This window comes from Pedobacter sp. Hv1, from assembly GCF_001412215.1.
Lineage (GTDB): Bacteria > Bacteroidota > Bacteroidia > Sphingobacteriales > Sphingobacteriaceae > Pedobacter.
Genome location: NZ_LLWP01000002.1, coordinates 260,429 through 278,200 on the forward strand (window position 1 = coordinate 260,429; position 17,772 = coordinate 278,200).

Genomic DNA, 17,772 nt, shown 5'->3' on the forward strand with positions numbered 1-17,772 from the left:
GTGTGCAACTATTCTGCTTTTAACTGCAAATGCGAAATCACCTCCTTTGGAGATACAACTGCGTATTTGATTCGATCGTCTTCTTTTACTTTCTGCACCCCATCAAATAAGATCTGATCGTCTTCTACCAAGCCACTGGCCACGATATAGAGGTCTGGTAACGATCCGCCTAGAACGATGTTCCTTGCATGCACTACTCCTTTTTTATCGATCACATAGACATAGATCTTATCTTGAATCTCGTAGGTAGATTTTTGCGGAATGATGAGCGCATTACGCAATGGCATTGTCATCAACACTTTACCGGTCTCTCCATTTCTCAGCAATTTATTCGGATTTGCAAACCTCGCCCTAAAGGCAATATTTCCGGTTTCATTATCAAATTCGCCCTCTACAGTTTCTACATTGCCTTTAACCCCTAAGGTTTCGTTATTGGCCAATACTAAACTTACCTGGGTATTGCCACGGCCTTTCACATTAGTCTGATAATTGAGGTATTCTGGCTCTGACACATTGAAATAAGCAAGCATCTGGCTGTTGTCTGATAAGCTGGTTAACAATTCACCTTCATCTATCAAACTACCCAATTTCTTTGGTATACGGTCTATCGTACCATCAAAAGGTGCACGAATGTCGGTAAACGACAAATGTAACTTGGCCAACGATACACCAGCTTTAGCCTGATCTAATTTGGCCATGGCCATGGCGAGTTCGTTTTTAGAGACCACATTTTTATCTACCAAGGTTTTGGTATTTTGCATTTCTATTTCTGCTGCCTTTACTTCGGCCTGTGCTTTTAACAATTCGGCTTCGTACATTTTAGGCATAATCTTAAAAAGCAACTGACCAGCTTTTACCGTCTGGCCCTCATCAACAAAGATTTGTTGCAGAAAGCCCTTTTCTTGAGCACGGATTTCGATGTTACGTACAGAACGGATCTGCGAAACATACTCTTTGGTAAAAGAGGTATCGATTTTTAATGGACTGGTTACCGTGTATTTGGTAACTTCTTCTTTTTCTTGTTTTTTTTGGGTACAGCTGGTATGGGCTAATAGCGCACACAAGCCAGCGAGCATTAAAGTTTTCTTTATCATAAAAAATTAGTGAATAAGCTATTCTATATTGGGATACAATGTTTCTAAAGCATAAAAGAATCGGGTCTGGAAAAAGAAGATACTAAGCTATTGAGCAGTATTTTTTTAAGTTATTATCCAAATCCGAAAGTGCAGATCTGCTCTTAAATTCTTAAAACCCTTTGGAGCAGGTAAGTGCGAGATGCAAGATCAGATAAATGTTTGCAGAAGGGCAAACGGTGTTTTACCTCGTTGAAGAAGCAAAATGTTAATGAGATATAAACTAGTATCGCAACAAATGGTAGGGATTTACCAAAAGTTACAACGTCATCATCTTCTGTTTCGATGGTATACAAATCTTCGAGCCGATCTGTATTGTTTATTTTTTGTAGAATGGAAGAATCGAAATTGGCAAAGTCGCTATGGCTTTCTTTTTGAAGGTGTTGTAAAGCAGTATAGGGTTCTACATTTTGGAGCGTTTGGGCATGCGCTTCATTTGAACCTCTTAATAAGAAGAAACAAAAGACGATCAGCAATGTAAAAACGGTCTTCATAGCTACGGCAAAAATAAAATTGAATCGGAAAGTTTGCTTTGAAGCAGTCCCATTATCTTAGTTATCATATCTGTAAACATAATAGCTGGCCAAGCCAGTTTATTACAGCAACAAATTTCTGATCCAATTATTAAGAAATGATGAAGAATTGTCTGATCTGCATTTTTTTTCGATCAAAGATTTATTTAATACCCTAGTTTTTTAAGGAAATCGTTTCTAGTCTTATTCACTTCTGGCGCATATTTAGGATCGAACCAAATAAAGTGTCCAGCTTTTTCCAATGGATAAAATTCAATGCTGGTATTTCCTTTTTGTTTGCTTTGCTCCACAAATTTTTGCGCACTTTGATAAGGAACACTTTGATCATCAGTTCCGTGCAAGATTAAGGTTGGAGGTAAATTTGCTTTAATAAGGAAGTTAGGAGAGATTTCTTTTACCATGTTCTTATCCTTCAAATCCTTTCTTATCCATGCGGTAGGTCGGTCTGTTAAGTCGTATACGCCAGCATTCACTAACAACACATTAGGAACAGAACTGAAAGAAAGGTCATCCGTTTTTTCATTCCATTGATCGGCCAAAGCAGTACTCAATACCAAATGCCCTCCAGCCGAATTACCTGAAGCTACAATGCGGTTAGGGTCAATATTCAATTCATTGGCATGTTGACGTAACCAGCGTATGGCCGATTTTGCATCCTTTACTGCCTCAAAAGGTAAAGTCCCCTGTCTGCTATAGGTTCTATATTCTACAGCGCAAGCTACCCAACCCTTTTTTGCATAGTTTTGGCAAACATCAAAGAACCAATCGGGTTTACCTTCAGACCAGCTTCCACCATGAAAATAAACCATCACCGGTCTCTTGCTATCTTGTTTTAAGCTATCGGGCAAAAAAATATGCAGGTCAAGATCAAGCGTACCTATTTTTTTATAAGCCTTCACTAGGTGTCCCCGCCTCCCCGCCAAATCTCCAGCATATAAAGTGGCTACTTTATTTAAAAGAGCTGTATCTCTACAAGATGATTTGAAATTGGCATAAATTGTCTGCAGGTTTTTGACCCCATTATTGTCCATGTGCTGATAAAGGTATTCGGCCGTCCAAAAATCTTTACATTTTTGATTGCTGACATAACGTGGAATTAATTTCCAAATGGCATTGAGTTGTTGGTTATCTATATGTCGGTAAGCAGGTTTCCTTAACTCCAAATTAAGCTGATAGGCAAAAAATGCTTTTACATAATTTACAAAATCTCCATTTGTAAGCAATTGAGGATCATTAAAACCTATCAAATTTTTCTTTAAGCTTTCTGGGATTCCGGAAAGTTGTTTTGAGGTTTTACCAATATAAATATCATGATTTACAGGATAATCGATCAACAGTTTATCAAAATAATATTTGATCTCCAATTGTTGATCTTCCACATAGGTCTTGTCTAATGTTTTTTGATACTTTAATAATACCGCATCGAATTTTGATCGGGCTTGCTCTATTTTAGCCCTAAATTGTTGACTAGGCAAGGCATAAATCTTATCGTATTGCGGATAAAACTCATTAGAGAATGATTTACCAAGTAATTTGAGTTCGGCTAAATAAGTTTGTTTACTATCTAACTGCTGCGCAGATAATGATGTTGCAAAAAGAAGACCTATTAAAACGATGATCGATCTCATTAAATTTAATAACTAAAAGGTTTACTCATTTTCTGCACCACCAAACCAAGCCTACCAATTTATTGAAAATTAATGATTTAATCAAACAATAGGTTGATTGGACGGCTAAAATAACAGCCAAATTAGCGTTAAATCGAGATGTGCAAACTAGACTAAAAAGTAGCAGTTGAATTTATTGTAAAGTATAATCTCAATTATAGTTCAACTTCAATTGCCGATAATTTAAATGTTTAAACAACAAAAAATCAAAAAAAGAGCAAACAACAAACTGAAAACAAAAGGCTTATCATAACACCACAACATCTATTAAAAAAACAGTGTTAAAAATAAGAGCAAAGCCTAGCAAAAACCCGGCTTTATCCAACACTCCAATATTAAAAAACCTTTACCATTTGAAGAACAAGCTCCAAAAGCTTAACACAAACTTTGTTTAGCCTTAACCCAAAAGTGTAGGCCACCGACCTTTCTTTGTAACATTAATTGTGGTTAAAATCCATCGTTATTCATACAAGTTCTTATTGACAAGCCTATCAGGTTTTGCTCTTTAAAATTATTACATCACCAAAAATTGCTGGAAACAGTAACAGAAAAATCAAAAAACAATTTTAAAAAAAATGAAAATCAAACATCTACATTTCACAGGCATGCTTATGCTCGTGATGTTCGGTACTGCCTGCCGAAAGGAAAACACCCCAATTATTACAAACGAAAACAGCACAGCCGTAAAGTTTTCATCAACCATTAATGGACAGCCCCAAACCAATGCTGTTGACAACAGTTGGACAGCCAACGACAACATTGGTGTATTTATGAAAACCGGAACTGGCCTATCGAATGTGATATCGGCCAATAAGGGCTACAATACCCCTGGTAATGGTGCATTTACACCTGCTACAACAGATCAAACCCTTTACTATCCTGACAATGGGAGTTCGGTCGATTTTATTGCGTATTATCCTTATCAACAAAATCTTACTGCAAATAAATACACGGTTAATGTAAGCAACCAAAGTGCACAAGCTGCTATAGACCTTTTATATTCAAACAATGCAATAGGGCTAAGTAAAACGAATAGCAATGCAAACCTAATTTTTACGCATCAACTGGCTAAGGTTGAATTTACTGTAAAAAATGGGGCTGGTGTGGCCGACTTAAATGGCCTTGCTGCAAATATATCTGCCTTAAAAACAGGTGCCGAATTTGATTTGGCTACCGGGATCTTAACTGCCCAAGACCCCACCGCAGATATTGCACTAAAAACAAGTGTAAAAAATGGTACAACAATAGCCGAGGCCATCTTAATTCCAACTACAAACGAAACAGGAACAAAAGTGGTATTTACCTTAGGTACAAAGACATTTACATGGAAACTACCTACAGATACCAAGTTTGAAAAAGGTAAAAAATATACCTACGAAATAGAACTTAAAACTAGCGGAACTGGTACAAGTGGTACAGCAATATCGGCAAGTTCAACCATCACCAATTGGACAGACGTACCTTCTGGCACTTATTCTCTTGATCAAGAAACGGTAACTACCACACCTATCAGCTCTGGTTACATGGAAACACCATCCATCGCTACAGATGAAAATACAGTTTACGTAAGCCATGGTTTTCCAGGAAAAACGAATGTAAGAAACTATGCCATGTTGTACGACAAAAAGTATAAAGTGGCTTATTGGGTAGCCTATCCAATGCATTCTTCTTACATAGGTAGTTCTGGCCGTACAGATGCATGGGCCTATGACCCTGCTATTGCACAGGCAGATCAAGTAAACCTGAGCAGCTCTTTTGGCAATGGTTATGACCGTGGTCACCAAATTCCAAGTGGCGACCGTACGGCTACAAGAGACCTCAACGCTACCACTTTCTATTACTCGAATATGACTGCACAAGTATCGTCAATGAACCAAGGAATTTGGAACAATTTAGAGCAACAGGTTAGAACTTGGACTGCGCAGAGCGATACACTTTATGTAGTAACTGGTGCTGCCATCCAAAGCAAAACCGACCAGACCATTACCTATTCAAAAGGATCGGCCATTCCAAAATACTATTACAAAGCTTTGGCCATGAAAAAAGGTGATACCTATTATACCATCGGTTTTAAGATCAACAATGAGATTATTCCTTCTGGAAGCTCATACAATAGCTTCAGAATCAATGTAAGCGATCTTGAAAAAGAAACAGGTTATACTTTCTTCCCTAAGTTACCTACTGAGACCAAGACTACCATTGATAACAACATCTGGAAATAAACAAATACTTAAACAAAACCTTAAAAAACAATTGACATGCTATTGAAAAAACAGAACATTCTATTGGCAACGGCCCTTTCGCTGTTGGTAATGAGCAGCTCTTGCAAAAAAGAAAATACACCCGAAGTTGTAGATCCAAATGCTACTTCAGTAAAATTTTCGTCGAGCATAAATGGTCAGACCTTAACCAATGTAGCCAACAACAGTTGGGAAGCTAATGATGCCATTGGTGTATTTATGAAAAGTGGTACAGGCTTATCAAATGTATTGGCAGCTAACAAAAACTACAATACCACTGGCGATGGTAACTTTAAACCTACTACAAGCGATCAAACGATTTATTTCCCTGAAGACGGAAAAACAGTAGATTTTGTTGCTTACTACCCATTTAAGCAAAGTCTGAGCAGTAATATTTATCCTGTTGACTTGAGCAACCAAAGCCAACAGAACAGCATAGATCTTTTATATTCAAATAATGCTACAGGCTTAAGTAAAAGCAATGCTAACGCTAGCCTGACTTTCTCGCACCAGTTAGCTAAAGTAGAGTTTACTGTAAAAAATGGCGAAGGTGTGGCCAATTTAACCGGTTTGGCGATGAGCCTAGCTGGCTTAAATACCAAAGCAGACTTTGATCTAGCTACAGGTGTATTGAGCAATCCATCGCAAGCTGTGGATATTGCTGCAAAAGTAGGTACTAGAAATACCTTAGTTATTGCCGAAGCTATTTTATTGCCTGTTGCTGATGCCAGTGCAAAGCTAATTACCTTTACCTTACCTGGCACCAAATTTAAGTTTACCTTACCTAGCAACACTAAATTTGAAGCTGGCAAAAGATACACTTACGAGATAGAATTGAAAAATGTAGTGGGTACAACTCCTGTTGCTACGGCATTAAACGCTGTAATTACCGATTGGACTACTGTACCTTCTGGTTCTTATACTGTTGGCCAAGATGAGGTAACCCCTCCGGTTACTGGTGTTGAAGAGGTAGTATATACCGAAACTTTCGGTACGGGCGCTGCAAGTTCAAAACCAAAAGTAAGTGCTTACACTGGGTGGGCAAATAGTTCATTAACCTTTAGTGATAGTTTTGGTACTGCCGACTTAAGAACCATTAGTGCTTATCCAGACAATATTCATGTTTGGTTACCAGCTACAAAAGATGCTTCGCTTAAAATTGAAGGTGTTAAATTATCTGGTTATCAAAAATTGAAATTGAAGTACGATCTAGCTCCAAACGCATCATCATCAAGTTCAGCTTCTGATTTTAATGTAATTACAGTGAAGGTAAATGGGGTAGCTATTACTGTTCCAAGCCGTCCGGTTGACTTTGCCGATAATAATAAATTTTCTACTATAGAACTTACGGGTATAACAGCATTGGCAACTAACACGATAGAGTTTATCGGTACTACTAGTACAAACAACTTAGGTATGCGATTAGATAATGTGGTAATTATTGGCATCAAATAACCGCTAAAAAACGATTTCAAATATTTCCTTTTTTAGTTAAGCCAAGCCTTTTTCATATTGAAAAAGACTTGGCTTTTTTTGTCGTTTCACCTATAAATAGATTTTTCGAAAACACCAATTTGGTGAATTTTACAAAATTTACAATTTTATTTACAATAGTTATCACCCTAGGTTTTATAGGGATCGCTAGGTTTGCTGTATCAAAATCTAAACTTTATGATAAAGAAAACCCAATTGATTCTCTTGTTATTACTTGTGCAATTAGGTGTACAAGCACAACAACGTTACACGCTCGACAACAAAAAAAGCAAAATCTTATGGAAAGTAGAAACCATTGGCAAACACCATGGCTACATTCTATTTAGCTCGGGCCGAATAGATTACTTGCCCAATGGCAACCCCGCTGTTGGCTCTTTTGTAATGGATATGAAAAGTATGCGCAGCAGTGATCGGCCTACACCAAAAGGTAGAGGGGAAATAGACAATCAACTGAGATCACCAGATTTTTTTGATGTAGCGCATTATCCGTCGGCAACTATGGAAGTGACACAGCTTTTACCCACAAGTACCCCTTTGGTTTTTAGGGTAAATGGTAAGCTCACCATTAAGGGAATTAGTCATCCCATAGAGTTTAATGCTACAATTAATAAAAAAGGTGATCTGGTTAGTGTAAAGGCCAATCTGAAAATTGATAGAACCAAATGGAACATCGACCACAAACCAGACCCTAAACCAATGGACTTCTTCGGCACCATTAAAGATAAGATCATGACCGACGATATCCAGATTACTTTGGACCTTGCCTTTCACAAATAAAATAAATTGTTTTAAACATTAAAGGTGCCGTTTATGGCACCTTTAATGTTATATCTTAAAGAAACGAAAAAAGATAAACATACCTATTGAAAATAGGATAATTAGTCCCCCCGTAATATATTTACTCTTATCAAAAACACCTTCAGCTTTTTCTCGCTTCATCTTAAAAAATATTGCAACGAGCATCACGGCAATCGTTGGAAATATAATGTAAAGAGATACTTTCCTATCAAACTGACTTGCAACCACTATTACCCACATGCCAATTATACCTATTGACGGATGATTGAATCTGCTGATTTTCTTGGTTTCCATTTGTTAATTGTATATGTTATTTTGAAGCCAACAAGGCACTAATTTCTTTTTTAGAGAGTACCGAAACTTTTGTACTCAATTTCACCAATGGTCGATCAGTTTTGTCTTTTTTTGCACTGGCAATCAGTTCTAAAACCTCCCAACCCTTAACCAGTTGTCCAAAAACAGTATAATTTTGATCTAAAGAAGGTGTACCCCCAATTTCTTGATATACCTTTCGGGCTTCTGCCGAGAAATGAAAGTCTTTACCCACTCTTTTTTCCATTGCATCTAACTGGGCATCTGTATATTTCTTTCCATCTACCACATAAAACTGACCAAAAAAGGAAGATTTGTCCTTGTTATCATCGCGACCAGCGGCTAATGCTCCTTTCTGGTGAAACAGTGCTTTATTGAATTCTGCAGGCATTCGTTTAATTATTTGTCCACTCTTCTCCATAGCCGCATAGGCCGAATCGGTTTCACCACCTTGGATGACGAAGCCTTTAATTACCCTGTTAAAATCGTAGGCATTGAAATAGCCCTTTTTTGCCAACTTGATAAAATTAGACGAATGGTTAGGTGTTAATGCCGACAGTTTAAATACCATGGTACCTAAACTGGTTTCTATTTTAACATATTGATCTGCTTTTATGGATTGTGCATTTGCTAAAGAAATATTGATCAACAAGAGCAATAAGGCACAAAAAGTTTTAAACTGGTTCATTTTTAGAAGGATTAAATGGCTTATCAACGAAAGTAGAAAAAATCTCTAGCATCAAGAAATCTATTCAATTTCCAAGCTTTGTACTTCATCTATACAAAAGCCAAGCCCTTAATAGTTCAAAATTATCTAAAATTTGCTAGCTTTAGGGCTTACACACCATGCGTTTAAATGAAATACCACTACCAGCTTGTTTCCAGAACTAAGGTACGGATAGAGCTCATTCCAGAAGACCAAAAAGAAATCAGCATATTCGAAAGCTTTACAGCAAATGAAACAAGCAATGAACTGGCCGAATATTTTCGCAAAGGCCTAGCAAGTTATCACCCTGAAACTGTTTTAGTAAGGATCAACTTTATGCAATTTCCAAAAGTTGCGCTCTGCAGTTTTGAAACTATTAAACAATCAACCCCAAGCTTAATGTAAATTATTAGCGCTTGTAATGGCAGTTAGATCTTGCAAATGTATGATCAGGCCATTACTTAGCCATCAGCATGCCTTACCTACATGAATAGAATATTTTTCGTTAGCCTATCCATATTGTGTTGTATCAATACCTGCTTCGGCCAACAGGCTCTTACTGATAGTGTACTGGTTTTGCCAAAAACTAAAGCTGCAGAAACTAGTTTTTTAAAATCTTCTATTGCCCCAATAGTCCTTTTTTCTGCTAGTGCCGCCAGCTGGAACCAGCGAGAAGAAATTCGTAGGTTTAGAAACCGTTACTTACCGAACTTCAAAAACCATTTTGACGACTATTTACAGTATGCCCCAGGTTTAATGGTATATGGGTTAAATGCTGCAGGTGTAAAAGGCAAACATTCTTTAGAACGCACAACCGTTTCTTATTTGTTCTCTGCAGCTACAATGACACTACTGGTAAAAAGTATCAAAGGTGCTGCCAATGTCCAACGTCCAGACGGAAGTTCTTTTAATTCATTTCCCTCTGGTCATACGGCAAACTCTTTTATGAATGCCGCATTTTTAGATAAGGAATATGGACAATATCGACACCCACTGTATGGAATTGGGGCTTATACCATGGCCAGTGCCACCGCTATTGGCCGACAAATGAACAATAGGCATTGGGTTTCTGATGTACTTGCTGGTGCAGGCATTGGCATTTTATCCACAGAAATTGGTTACCTCATTGCTGATAAAATTTATAAGGGAAATGGAATCAACGAACCCTTCTCCAAAAAATATTTGCCCAGAAGTGAAAAACCAAGTTTTATTGGCTTAAACATTGGTATAGCCAGAACCGTTACAGACGATCTGAACAACCCCAAAGGCAATATCAATGCAGAACACGGTTTTGGTATGGAACTGAATGGGGCTTGGTTTTTTCATAAAAACATCGGTATTGGTGGTCAATTTGCGTTTTCTAGCTTTCCGATCATTAACGACAATTATCGATACTCAGACCCTGACATTACCGAAATTGCCGACCACATTTATACCCAGCCTACCGGTGTAAGGTATCTTCACCTTGGCCCCTATTTTTCTCTTCCACTAAAAAGAGGCTTCTCTCTAAGTGCAAATCTATTGGCTGGTAAATCTATTGGTGCCGATGGTAACATCATTTTAGATTTAAAAGAAGAATACCAAGCCATTTTCAATTTGGTAGAAGTACCCTATTTTAAGTATAAACCCAAACCTACCACAAGTTGGTCTACAGGTTTCAGTGTGCAAAAATTATTGAGCAGAAATCTGGGTTTAAAAGCTTATGTCAATTACTTTGGTTCTAAGCACCTCTTTAAAGTCGATTACCTGAGCGAAATTGATCCCGATGGGAAATACATTTACAGCCCTAAAAACGAAGTATCCATTCGTTATAACCATATTGTTTACGGTTTAGGCATTTCTGCATTGTTATGGTAATGCTACCTATCTAATGCACTCCTTTTTTACATTTGATTAAAAAAAATGGCTGGCTCTCATTAACCGCTGTGATCTCAAATAATCCAACTTTGGCAAATGCCATTTCAATTGATGCTCGATCGTAAAAAAATAGCTTCACGCCATCAAATACCTCATAACAATCTTCACTTACAAATTTACCCTTTCCATAAGTTGAAGCTGTTTTAGAGATTGCTGTAAAAACCATATAACCATTTGCCGAGAGTTGATGATAACAATCGCTGATCAGTTTTGCCCTTTCGGTAGCACCCAGTAAATGGATTAAGGCATAGCAGAATATTCCATCGTATTTCACATCATCAAAGGGCATATCGGTTACAGAACCATGGTAGATAGGTATGGTTGTACCATAATGTTTTCTGGCCATTGCTATGGCTGTTTTCGAAATTTCAATGCCGGTAACTGCCATTCCGTTGTCTTTAAAAAGCTGTGCATTACGGCCATAACCAATTCCAGGAACAAGGATGTTTTTTAAGGATTGTTGTACAAAGAAATCTTTTGTTAATATCGCAGATTTTGCGGGTTCAAAGCCCCACATCTCCTGCTTTTCGCCAAAGGCTGTTTCCCAAAATTCTGGTTTTTCGTTCTCGTCTATCATGATCTCTTTGCTTGATGCTATTGAGTTGGCAATTTACGAAGAAACATTTTTATTGCAACAATGTTTCATTAAAAACACCTAGATGATTACATCTTATCAACACAAAAAAGCTAAAACCTTCATAATTCATCATTTTTTTGACTGGTAATAAGGAACATAATCTTGCCATTTCCAAGGAATGCAGGTTTGACCAACCAAAGTTTCGATCAGTTCTTGAAATATCTTTTCGCCATTCTCACTATTGGTCATGATAATGATCGCAATGCCTTTGTCAATAAAATTGATGTTATAATTTCGCCATGAGCCACCATTGCCCTCTTTAAAAAATGCTTTACCGTATGGCTTACAATCCAACAAACCCCAACCCAAACCGTAGGCCAAGTGGATGGCATCATTTTCGGTAGTGGTTTCAAAGCTAATTGGCGGAAACTGGGTTTTAGAATGAATGCTGATCTGCGGTGATAACATTTCTTCGTACATTTTTTTGCTCAACCCTTTTTGTTGCATCACGGCACTGATAAATTTACTGTAATCAGCTATGGTGGTTACCAAAGAGCCTCCGGCAACGGCTTCGGTACGTTTCCTTTTTTGATCGATCAAACCATTGTTCAAATGACCAACAGCTACATTATCATCGCCAAAGGAACTATGCCAGATGTAACCAGTACGGCTCATGCCAAGTGGTTTAAATATCCTTTCTTGTGCCAGTTCTTCTGTTGTTTTTTGGGTCAGCTCTTCTACTACCATTTGCAGAAATTTAAAGCCTTCGCCAGAATAAGCATACTTGGTACCTGGGGTAAAATAAATTTTAATGATCCCTAACGAATCCATTGCGCTGGTTATCGGATTAAACTGCCTTACATTGGGCAAACCTGTGGTATGGCTCAGGCACATCCTTGCCGTAAACAACTTCCAACGATCGTCATTCTTTAAATCAGAAAAATAAGGATAATCAGGCACAGGTTTTTTTAAGTACTGATAAAGTGGTTTATCCAGATCAATTGTCTTTTCTTGTACCAATTTCATCATTAAGTAGCCAAAAACAGCTTTACTAAAAGATGCACCGTAAACAATGGTTACCGTGTCTAATAAGCTATTTTGGGGTTTGTTTCTAAAACCGTAGGCTTTAACGAATACTGGTTTATTATTGTTCAGTACAGCAAGGTTCAGTCCTTGAACATTTGCAGCATCCATTATGCTTTTTACCTTGTTGTCAATTTCGGCAACTGATATTTTGCTGCCATCAAGCCTTTTAACCACATGTACTTGGGCACATAAGGTGTTAGACACCAACAAAAAGATAAAAATAGGCAGATAAAAAATTGGGTATTTAAATGGTTTCATATCGGATAAGTTTTTGTTATCCAAATATCTAGGTAATCCATTAGGCCTACAACGACACCTGCCCGTCAGTTACCTGACATTTGCACGACTGCTTAAGATTTTAATGGTAAAAAGTTATTGGATCGCTACAGGAACACCATTCATACTAGTTGGGTACATCATCCGCTCGGCAAGATAATTATCCATAAATTTTTCATAAACTAGACTATTTACCTGCTTCGCAAACCAAAAATCGTAAGAACCTGCTACGATCCCCAATTCTGGAACATATAGAAAACGCTCTGCTCCTCTTTGGGTATTGTAACCATCCATCACTCTCCAATCTGAATAATGCCAAAAACGGTAGGCTTTTTTTGCTAAAATAGTTGTTGTACCTGAAAGAAAGTTGAGTGGCTTTACAAAAAAAGGATAGCTCATCATATGGTGATCCGGGTCTCCAATGGCATTAGGCGAATTCTTTTTAAATGTCTGCTTAAAAAGAATTTCGAAGTCTTTAACATTGAGTATTGGCGATTTGATATTGATAAAGGCTTCACCCATTTGATTGGGAAACAATAATGGATTATTGGCAATGACAAAATATTCACTGATACAAAAATTTGCAGCTAGGTATTTTCCATTTTTGGCCAGCACAATTTTAATATCCTCTCTTTTGATGCGATCGGTATTTGAATATTCTGCTTTAAGGGAAGCCTGCAAGCTTCTTTCAAAAAGTTGATCAAGAGCTTTAAAATCAATCAGCCCACTTTTCAGTTCATTTTCGTCAATTTCGACCCATTTAACTTTGGCAGGTAGTACAGAAAAAAGCAGCAACCTATCTTTATAGTGCAAGTTGTAGAGCTCAACTTCAACCGGCAGGTTGTAGAGCTGTTTTGCACTTAATGTTACCCTATTTACGCTATAGGCATCACTTTTAGTATCCAACAGAAAATAGCTGTTTTTTGCTTGTACTGTATGATTTACAATAACAAATGCGATGATCGCTACTAAAAACAATAAGATTTTATAACTCTTTTTCATAGTAAAGGGCATTTGGTTCCGGTAAGTTTTTCCTGCTATCGTAGCTCCTCTGAATTTATAGCCCATGGCACTTACAAACAAGAACCATGGGTTAAATTATTTCTTATCAATCTACGGTCCTTTTATCAACTAAACAATGAATCAGTCCAGCAAATAAAAAACTATAAGGTATAAAATAAGCCAAATAGTAAATGTTTTTCCAATAGGGATAAAACCACACATTAACAAAACAGCCCACCATACATATCATTATCACCATTACTGAAAGAAAAATACATGTTTTACGTAGATAGTTAAATTTCTGTGGACCAATTTTTAAAAGAATCAAATTATAGGGTAGCAATATTAGTATTAAAAAAATTAGCGGGTTAATAATTATTCTCATAGTTACATCCAATTGAATATATTCTAACCATGATCCTGAGAATGAAGAATGGTCATTCAATATTTCAAATTTGACATAATCTCTCATTAACTGAATTAAGATTTCCAAAACAAAAGCGAGAATTATATTTATGATGATTCTTTTTCTCATTTCGGTAAAAACTAATGGTTATTTAAGGCAATCATTCTATTTCATTTCTTTCTATTATCAATTAGAATATATAAGTATTGATAATTTTAGCTGCAAAAAGTATAATAATTGATAGCGTGGCCAAAATAACACCAATTTTATATTTTGTATTTGCTTTTAGCTTATAACCTAATGGCAACAATGAACAGGCAAATATTGAAAGAAAGTATAAAAAAGTGAAAGCCGAACTAAAGAATTGAGGCATACCTGAAAGATGCTCAACATTCTTGCCAATCATTTCTGTTTGAACTGCCCCCCCAAATAGACCACCTTTTATCAAATTCATAACCGTAACAAATCCCCCAAAAGGAAAGAAAAGCCAAAAGAAAGATTGGATAAGGCATATCATAACAGCAGAGTAGAATGTGATCTTCATATTACTATTAAAATTATCTATTCAGTTTTTATATAATTGGGTTAAATTATTTCTTATCGATCTACGGTCCTTTTATCAACTAACCAATGAATCAGTCCTGCAAATAGAAAACTATAGGGTATAAAATAAGCCAAATAGTAAATGTTTTTCCAATAGGGATAGCTCCATATATTCATGAAAGTTCCTAGCAAGCAAAAATCAATAATTAATATCAATTCAAATAGAAGTACTTTCATGAAAAAACTTGTGACTTTCTTATATAGAACAATTATATTATAGGGTAATAATGTAAAGATTATGAAAAATATAGGTACCACTAAAAAAACAGACGAGGCTATCATTTTTTCGTACTCCAAAAATGAACCCGAAAAAGCAGAATAGTCTTTATTAATTTCAATTCGAATATAGTCCCAAATCAATTTTATTAGTGGTACTAAAATGAATGCCAAAACTAGATTTACAATAATTCTCTTTTTCATTTCGGTAAAAACTCATGGTTATTTAAGGCAATCATTCTATTTCATTTCTTGTCATTAGCAATTATACTTTTTATTAATCCTTCAATAAATAACGAATATGGTTGTCGCTGTCTTTAATAAAATCGGCATACGATTTAAAAAGTTCAGTTTCTTTATATTTTTTAATGCTGATGCCTGTTTGGCTAAACTCGTAAACAATTGACCCAGGGTAAGCAATAAGTATTGGAGAGTGTGTGGCAATAATAAATTGCGAGCCTAAACCTATCAGTTCATCCATTTTACAGAGCATGGCCATTTGGCGGGTTGGCGACATTGCTGCTTCGGGCTCATCGAGAATGTAAAACCCATTTCCACGAAGCCTATGCATAAACAAAGCCCAAAAAGACTCGCCATGCGATTGTTCGTGCAAAGATTTACCACCATATGAATCAATAATCCTTGGACCTCCCGGCTCTGCATCCAGATGCTCAATCTCTGTAGCTAGGTTAAAGAAACTTTCACTTCTCAAGAAAAAACCATCACTATGGCGTTTTGTACCTCTAGCTGTTCTAATATGCTGATGCAGATCTGAATGGGATGCCCTTGTATTGAAATTAAAGTTTTTTGTACCACCCTCAGCATTAAAGCCAGAGGCAACTGCAATGGCCTCTATTAAGGTAGACTTGCCCATTCCATTTTCGCCAACAAAAAAAGTAACTTGTGGGTGTATTTTAAGTTTTTCTAAATTTCTTAAAAATGGAAGGTTAAATGGGTATTGGTATGAAGCCGCTTGCGGTATTTGAAATTGAATCTCTAGAAGTTCGCCACTTGAAATCATAGGTTATACTTAATTGATTAAAGATATCAATTAGAATAGAAATTGTACTTTTACCGACTATCAAATTTTTATTTAACAACTAATTGCTAAACCTATTGCGCCATCAAAAACAACTCTTCCTTATCTTTCTATTTTTTGTGAGTATGCATTCTTTTGCGCAAATGACCATTTCTGCCAAGATTGATACCAGTAAGGCCAAAACACTTGACAAAGTTAAATTCATAGAATCTTACCTCAACAAAAATGAGATCAACAAAGATTTATGGCACCCAAAATATCAAAACAAAGAGGTATGGGATTATAGCATGGACTGGATCTGGAACCGATTTTCGCCAAAAAAAATCACCACCTTGTTCGACATTGAACTTGTAGAGTTACAACAGGTGAACGATACCCTTTCTTATTTTAAAATTTCGGCCAAAAGTAAACCAGAAAAACTAGGAGAGAATTTTACGAACGTATACAAATATTATATCGTTGAAATTAATGGCAAATACTTTTTAGATAACTGTAAGGAATATGATCAAGTTCGATTCAAAGAATTTAAAACCAAGTCGATCAATTTCTATACCTCTCCATTTTTAAATATCAAGCAGGCAGAGCTAAAAAATGCAGACCGTGAATTTCGGAAACTCAATCTACTCCTTAAAAGACCGAAACTTACCAAACCAATAGACTACTACATGTGTGCAACCGAAGAGGAATTGAACAATCTCTCTAATATTGTGGTTTGGAATGGTGGCCTTGGTGGTTATACCAATATTCCCGAAGGTTTTATTGTGGCTATCGGATCCAATCCCAATTATCAACATGAGTTTGTACATGCCATTTTAGGCCAGAGTGCCAATTGTTTCTTTTTACAAGAAGGAATGGCATCGCTTTACGGTGGAATGGATAAGGGAACTAAAAGCTATGAGCAGGGTATTGCAGAATTAAAAGATTGCTATGCTAAAGGCAACTGCAATTTCGATAAGCTGTATGCCAGAGAGGTTGACCAGAAATACAGTAGCAGCCTAACTTATGCTTTTGCAGCAGTTTGTTGCAAGTACCTGATTGAAAATTATGGCTTGGAATATTTTTATAAAATCTATTACGATAAAGAAATCACTACAGCTAATTTCTTAGAAAAAGTAAGCGTCATCACCGGAAAAAGCCAAGCAGAGCTCAAAAAAAGCATCGAAGCACTAATCCTTAAGTAATAAGCTTAATTTAAACTTTAAAGTATCCCATATTTTGCAGCCAAAAAATCAATGGTCGATTGCATTAATTTTTTAAGCGTTTCCTGATTGATATCAGCCAGTTTGTTTACATAAATACAGCCTTTGCCCATTTTAAATTTACCCAATTCCTTCAATAACTCATCTTGCCCTGGGCAACCACAATAAACGTATAATGAAATGGCTGCTTTACGTGGCGAAAATGCCGCTATTGGCCAATCTCCTTCTTGTTTGCTTCGTTCTGATTTGTAATGGTAACGACCAAAACCGATAATGGATGGCCCCCACATTTTGGGCTCGTAACCTGTAAAGGTTTGCATCATGTTCATAAGTTCGAAAGCGTCTTTACGTTTCTGCTCTGTATGGGCAAACGTATTGATGAATTCAGTAACGTCTGCATTGGTTTGTTTAGTTTTTACTTCGGCCATAATGGTATTCAATTTTTGGGTTGCGGTTCTTTACCTCAAGATACAAAATAGCTAAAACTAAGCAAAATCACCTAAATGAAAACTATTTAGGAAACGGGATAACCACATTCTCCCTTACATCTACTTTTGGCTATATTCAA

17 protein-coding genes are annotated in these 17,772 nt (G+C 36.6%); 6 read left to right on the plus strand and 11 right to left on the minus strand.

Annotation, left to right across the window (positions count from 1 at the left end; genetic code table 11):
• Nucleotides 1-8: 8 nt before the first annotated feature.
• The 3 genes from AQF98_RS05385 to AQF98_RS05395 all read right to left on the minus strand — a co-directional run bounded on the left by AQF98_RS05385 (nucleotide 9) and on the right by AQF98_RS05395 (nucleotide 3,294).
• Nucleotides 9-1,094 carry an efflux RND transporter periplasmic adaptor subunit gene (locus AQF98_RS05385; RefSeq protein WP_369816913.1) on the minus strand — a complete coding sequence of 362 codons (1,086 nt, stop codon included), beginning with the start codon at nucleotides 1,092-1,094 and terminating at the stop codon, nucleotides 9-11.
• Nucleotides 1,095-1,237: 143 nt separating this feature from the next.
• The gene (locus tag AQF98_RS05390; protein WP_055130897.1) at nucleotides 1,238-1,627 is read right to left on the minus strand and encodes a hypothetical protein; all 390 of its coding nucleotides are present in this window, start codon (nucleotides 1,625-1,627) and stop codon (nucleotides 1,238-1,240) included.
• Nucleotides 1,628-1,812: 185 nt separating this feature from the next.
• Complete coding sequence (locus AQF98_RS05395) at nucleotides 1,813-3,294, minus strand: alpha/beta hydrolase (RefSeq protein ID WP_055130898.1); 1,482 nt, start codon at nucleotides 3,292-3,294, stop codon at nucleotides 1,813-1,815.
• A 614-nt stretch (nucleotides 3,295-3,908) separates the two neighbouring features.
• Here AQF98_RS05395 and AQF98_RS05400 point away from each other — a divergent pair.
• From AQF98_RS05400 to AQF98_RS05410, 3 genes are all read left to right on the plus strand, one after another.
• Nucleotides 3,909-5,555, plus strand: a complete 1,647-nt coding sequence (locus AQF98_RS05400) for a fimbrillin family protein (RefSeq protein ID WP_055130899.1) — start codon at nucleotides 3,909-3,911, stop codon at nucleotides 5,553-5,555.
• Nucleotides 5,556-5,591: 36 nt separating this feature from the next.
• Nucleotides 5,592-7,028, plus strand: coding sequence for a fimbrillin family protein (locus AQF98_RS05405; RefSeq protein ID WP_055130900.1), 1,437 nt, complete (start codon nucleotides 5,592-5,594; stop codon nucleotides 7,026-7,028).
• A gap of 216 nt (nucleotides 7,029-7,244) precedes the next feature.
• A complete protein-coding gene (locus tag AQF98_RS05410) occupies nucleotides 7,245-7,844 on the plus strand; it encodes a YceI family protein (protein WP_055130901.1) in 600 nt (199 codons plus the stop codon).
• Nucleotides 7,845-7,892: 48 nt separating this feature from the next.
• On the opposite strand, the gene AQF98_RS05415 is transcribed toward AQF98_RS05410, so the two are convergent.
• The gene (locus tag AQF98_RS05415; RefSeq protein WP_055130902.1) at nucleotides 7,893-8,159 is read right to left on the minus strand and encodes a hypothetical protein; all 267 of its coding nucleotides are present in this window, start codon (nucleotides 8,157-8,159) and stop codon (nucleotides 7,893-7,895) included.
• 16 nt (nucleotides 8,160-8,175) lie between these two features.
• Nucleotides 8,176-8,865 carry a peptidylprolyl isomerase gene (locus AQF98_RS05420; protein WP_055130903.1) on the minus strand — a complete coding sequence of 230 codons (690 nt, stop codon included), beginning with the start codon at nucleotides 8,863-8,865 and terminating at the stop codon, nucleotides 8,176-8,178.
• Between the two features lie 168 nt (nucleotides 8,866-9,033).
• Here AQF98_RS05420 and AQF98_RS05425 point away from each other — a divergent pair, with 168 nt between their 5' ends.
• Nucleotides 9,034-9,288, plus strand: coding sequence for a hypothetical protein (locus tag AQF98_RS05425; protein ID WP_055130904.1), 255 nt, complete (start codon nucleotides 9,034-9,036; stop codon nucleotides 9,286-9,288).
• 81 nt (nucleotides 9,289-9,369) lie between these two features.
• Nucleotides 9,370-10,740, plus strand: a complete 1,371-nt coding sequence (locus AQF98_RS05430; protein ID WP_082434914.1) for a phosphatase PAP2 family protein — start codon at nucleotides 9,370-9,372, stop codon at nucleotides 10,738-10,740.
• Nucleotides 10,741-10,750: 10 nt separating this feature from the next.
• On the opposite strand, the gene AQF98_RS05435 is transcribed toward AQF98_RS05430, so the two are convergent.
• The 5 genes from AQF98_RS05435 to AQF98_RS05465 all read right to left on the minus strand — a co-directional run bounded on the left by AQF98_RS05435 (nucleotide 10,751) and on the right by AQF98_RS05465 (nucleotide 15,987).
• Nucleotides 10,751-11,377, minus strand: a complete 627-nt coding sequence (locus AQF98_RS05435; RefSeq protein WP_055130906.1) for a bifunctional 2-polyprenyl-6-hydroxyphenol methylase/3-demethylubiquinol 3-O-methyltransferase UbiG — start codon at nucleotides 11,375-11,377, stop codon at nucleotides 10,751-10,753.
• A 129-nt stretch (nucleotides 11,378-11,506) separates the two neighbouring features.
• Nucleotides 11,507-12,721, minus strand: coding sequence for a serine hydrolase (locus tag AQF98_RS05440; RefSeq protein WP_082434915.1), 1,215 nt, complete (start codon nucleotides 12,719-12,721; stop codon nucleotides 11,507-11,509).
• Between the two features lie 114 nt (nucleotides 12,722-12,835).
• Nucleotides 12,836-13,741, minus strand: a complete 906-nt coding sequence (locus AQF98_RS05445; RefSeq protein WP_152969641.1) for a hypothetical protein — start codon at nucleotides 13,739-13,741, stop codon at nucleotides 12,836-12,838.
• Nucleotides 13,742-14,337: 596 nt separating this feature from the next.
• On the minus strand, nucleotides 14,338-14,691 hold the full coding sequence (locus tag AQF98_RS05455) for a hypothetical protein (protein WP_055130909.1): 354 nt from the start codon (nucleotides 14,689-14,691) through the stop codon (nucleotides 14,338-14,340).
• Nucleotides 14,692-15,243: 552 nt separating this feature from the next.
• Complete coding sequence (locus tag AQF98_RS05465; protein ID WP_055130911.1) at nucleotides 15,244-15,987, minus strand: AAA family ATPase; 744 nt, start codon at nucleotides 15,985-15,987, stop codon at nucleotides 15,244-15,246.
• A 143-nt stretch (nucleotides 15,988-16,130) separates the two neighbouring features.
• Between AQF98_RS05465 and AQF98_RS05470 the strand changes: the two genes are divergently transcribed.
• Nucleotides 16,131-17,186, plus strand: coding sequence for a hypothetical protein (locus tag AQF98_RS05470; RefSeq protein WP_055130912.1), 1,056 nt, complete (start codon nucleotides 16,131-16,133; stop codon nucleotides 17,184-17,186).
• 17 nt (nucleotides 17,187-17,203) lie between these two features.
• Here AQF98_RS05470 and AQF98_RS05475 read toward each other — a convergent pair whose 3' ends face one another.
• The gene (locus AQF98_RS05475) at nucleotides 17,204-17,632 is read right to left on the minus strand and encodes a DUF1801 domain-containing protein (protein WP_055131084.1); all 429 of its coding nucleotides are present in this window, start codon (nucleotides 17,630-17,632) and stop codon (nucleotides 17,204-17,206) included.
• Between the last annotated feature and the right edge of the window lie 140 nt (nucleotides 17,633-17,772).

Excerpts from the sequence above, each read along its gene's own strand:
- AQF98_RS05470 (WP_055130912.1), top strand. The coding sequence starts at position 16,131 with ATGCATTCTTTTGCGCAAATGACCATTTCTGCCAAGATTGATACCAGT.
- AQF98_RS05425 (WP_055130904.1), top strand. The coding sequence starts at position 9,034 with ATGAAATACCACTACCAGCTTGTTTCCAGAACTAAGGTACGGATAGAG.
- AQF98_RS05415 (WP_055130902.1), bottom strand. The coding sequence starts at position 8,159 with ATGGAAACCAAGAAAATCAGCAGATTCAATCATCCGTCAATAGGTATA.
- AQF98_RS05445 (WP_152969641.1), bottom strand. The coding sequence starts at position 13,741 with ATGAAAAAGAGTTATAAAATCTTATTGTTTTTAGTAGCGATCATCGCA.
- AQF98_RS05440 (WP_082434915.1), bottom strand. The coding sequence starts at position 12,721 with ATGAAACCATTTAAATACCCAATTTTTTATCTGCCTATTTTTATCTTT.
- AQF98_RS05390 (WP_055130897.1), bottom strand. The coding sequence starts at position 1,627 with ATGAAGACCGTTTTTACATTGCTGATCGTCTTTTGTTTCTTCTTATTA.
- AQF98_RS05455 (WP_055130909.1), bottom strand. The coding sequence starts at position 14,691 with ATGAAGATCACATTCTACTCTGCTGTTATGATATGCCTTATCCAATCT.
- AQF98_RS05385 (WP_369816913.1), bottom strand. The coding sequence starts at position 1,094 with ATGATAAAGAAAACTTTAATGCTCGCTGGCTTGTGTGCGCTATTAGCC.
- AQF98_RS05400 (WP_055130899.1), top strand. The coding sequence starts at position 3,909 with ATGAAAATCAAACATCTACATTTCACAGGCATGCTTATGCTCGTGATG.
- AQF98_RS05435 (WP_055130906.1), bottom strand. The coding sequence starts at position 11,377 with ATGATAGACGAGAACGAAAAACCAGAATTTTGGGAAACAGCCTTTGGC.
- AQF98_RS05405 (WP_055130900.1), top strand. The coding sequence starts at position 5,592 with ATGCTATTGAAAAAACAGAACATTCTATTGGCAACGGCCCTTTCGCTG.
- AQF98_RS05430 (WP_082434914.1), top strand. The coding sequence starts at position 9,370 with ATGAATAGAATATTTTTCGTTAGCCTATCCATATTGTGTTGTATCAAT.
- AQF98_RS05410 (WP_055130901.1), top strand. The coding sequence starts at position 7,245 with ATGATAAAGAAAACCCAATTGATTCTCTTGTTATTACTTGTGCAATTA.
- AQF98_RS05475 (WP_055131084.1), bottom strand. The coding sequence starts at position 17,632 with ATGGCCGAAGTAAAAACTAAACAAACCAATGCAGACGTTACTGAATTC.
- AQF98_RS05465 (WP_055130911.1), bottom strand. The coding sequence starts at position 15,987 with ATGATTTCAAGTGGCGAACTTCTAGAGATTCAATTTCAAATACCGCAA.
- AQF98_RS05395 (WP_055130898.1), bottom strand. The coding sequence starts at position 3,294 with ATGAGATCGATCATCGTTTTAATAGGTCTTCTTTTTGCAACATCATTA.
- AQF98_RS05420 (WP_055130903.1), bottom strand. The coding sequence starts at position 8,865 with ATGAACCAGTTTAAAACTTTTTGTGCCTTATTGCTCTTGTTGATCAAT.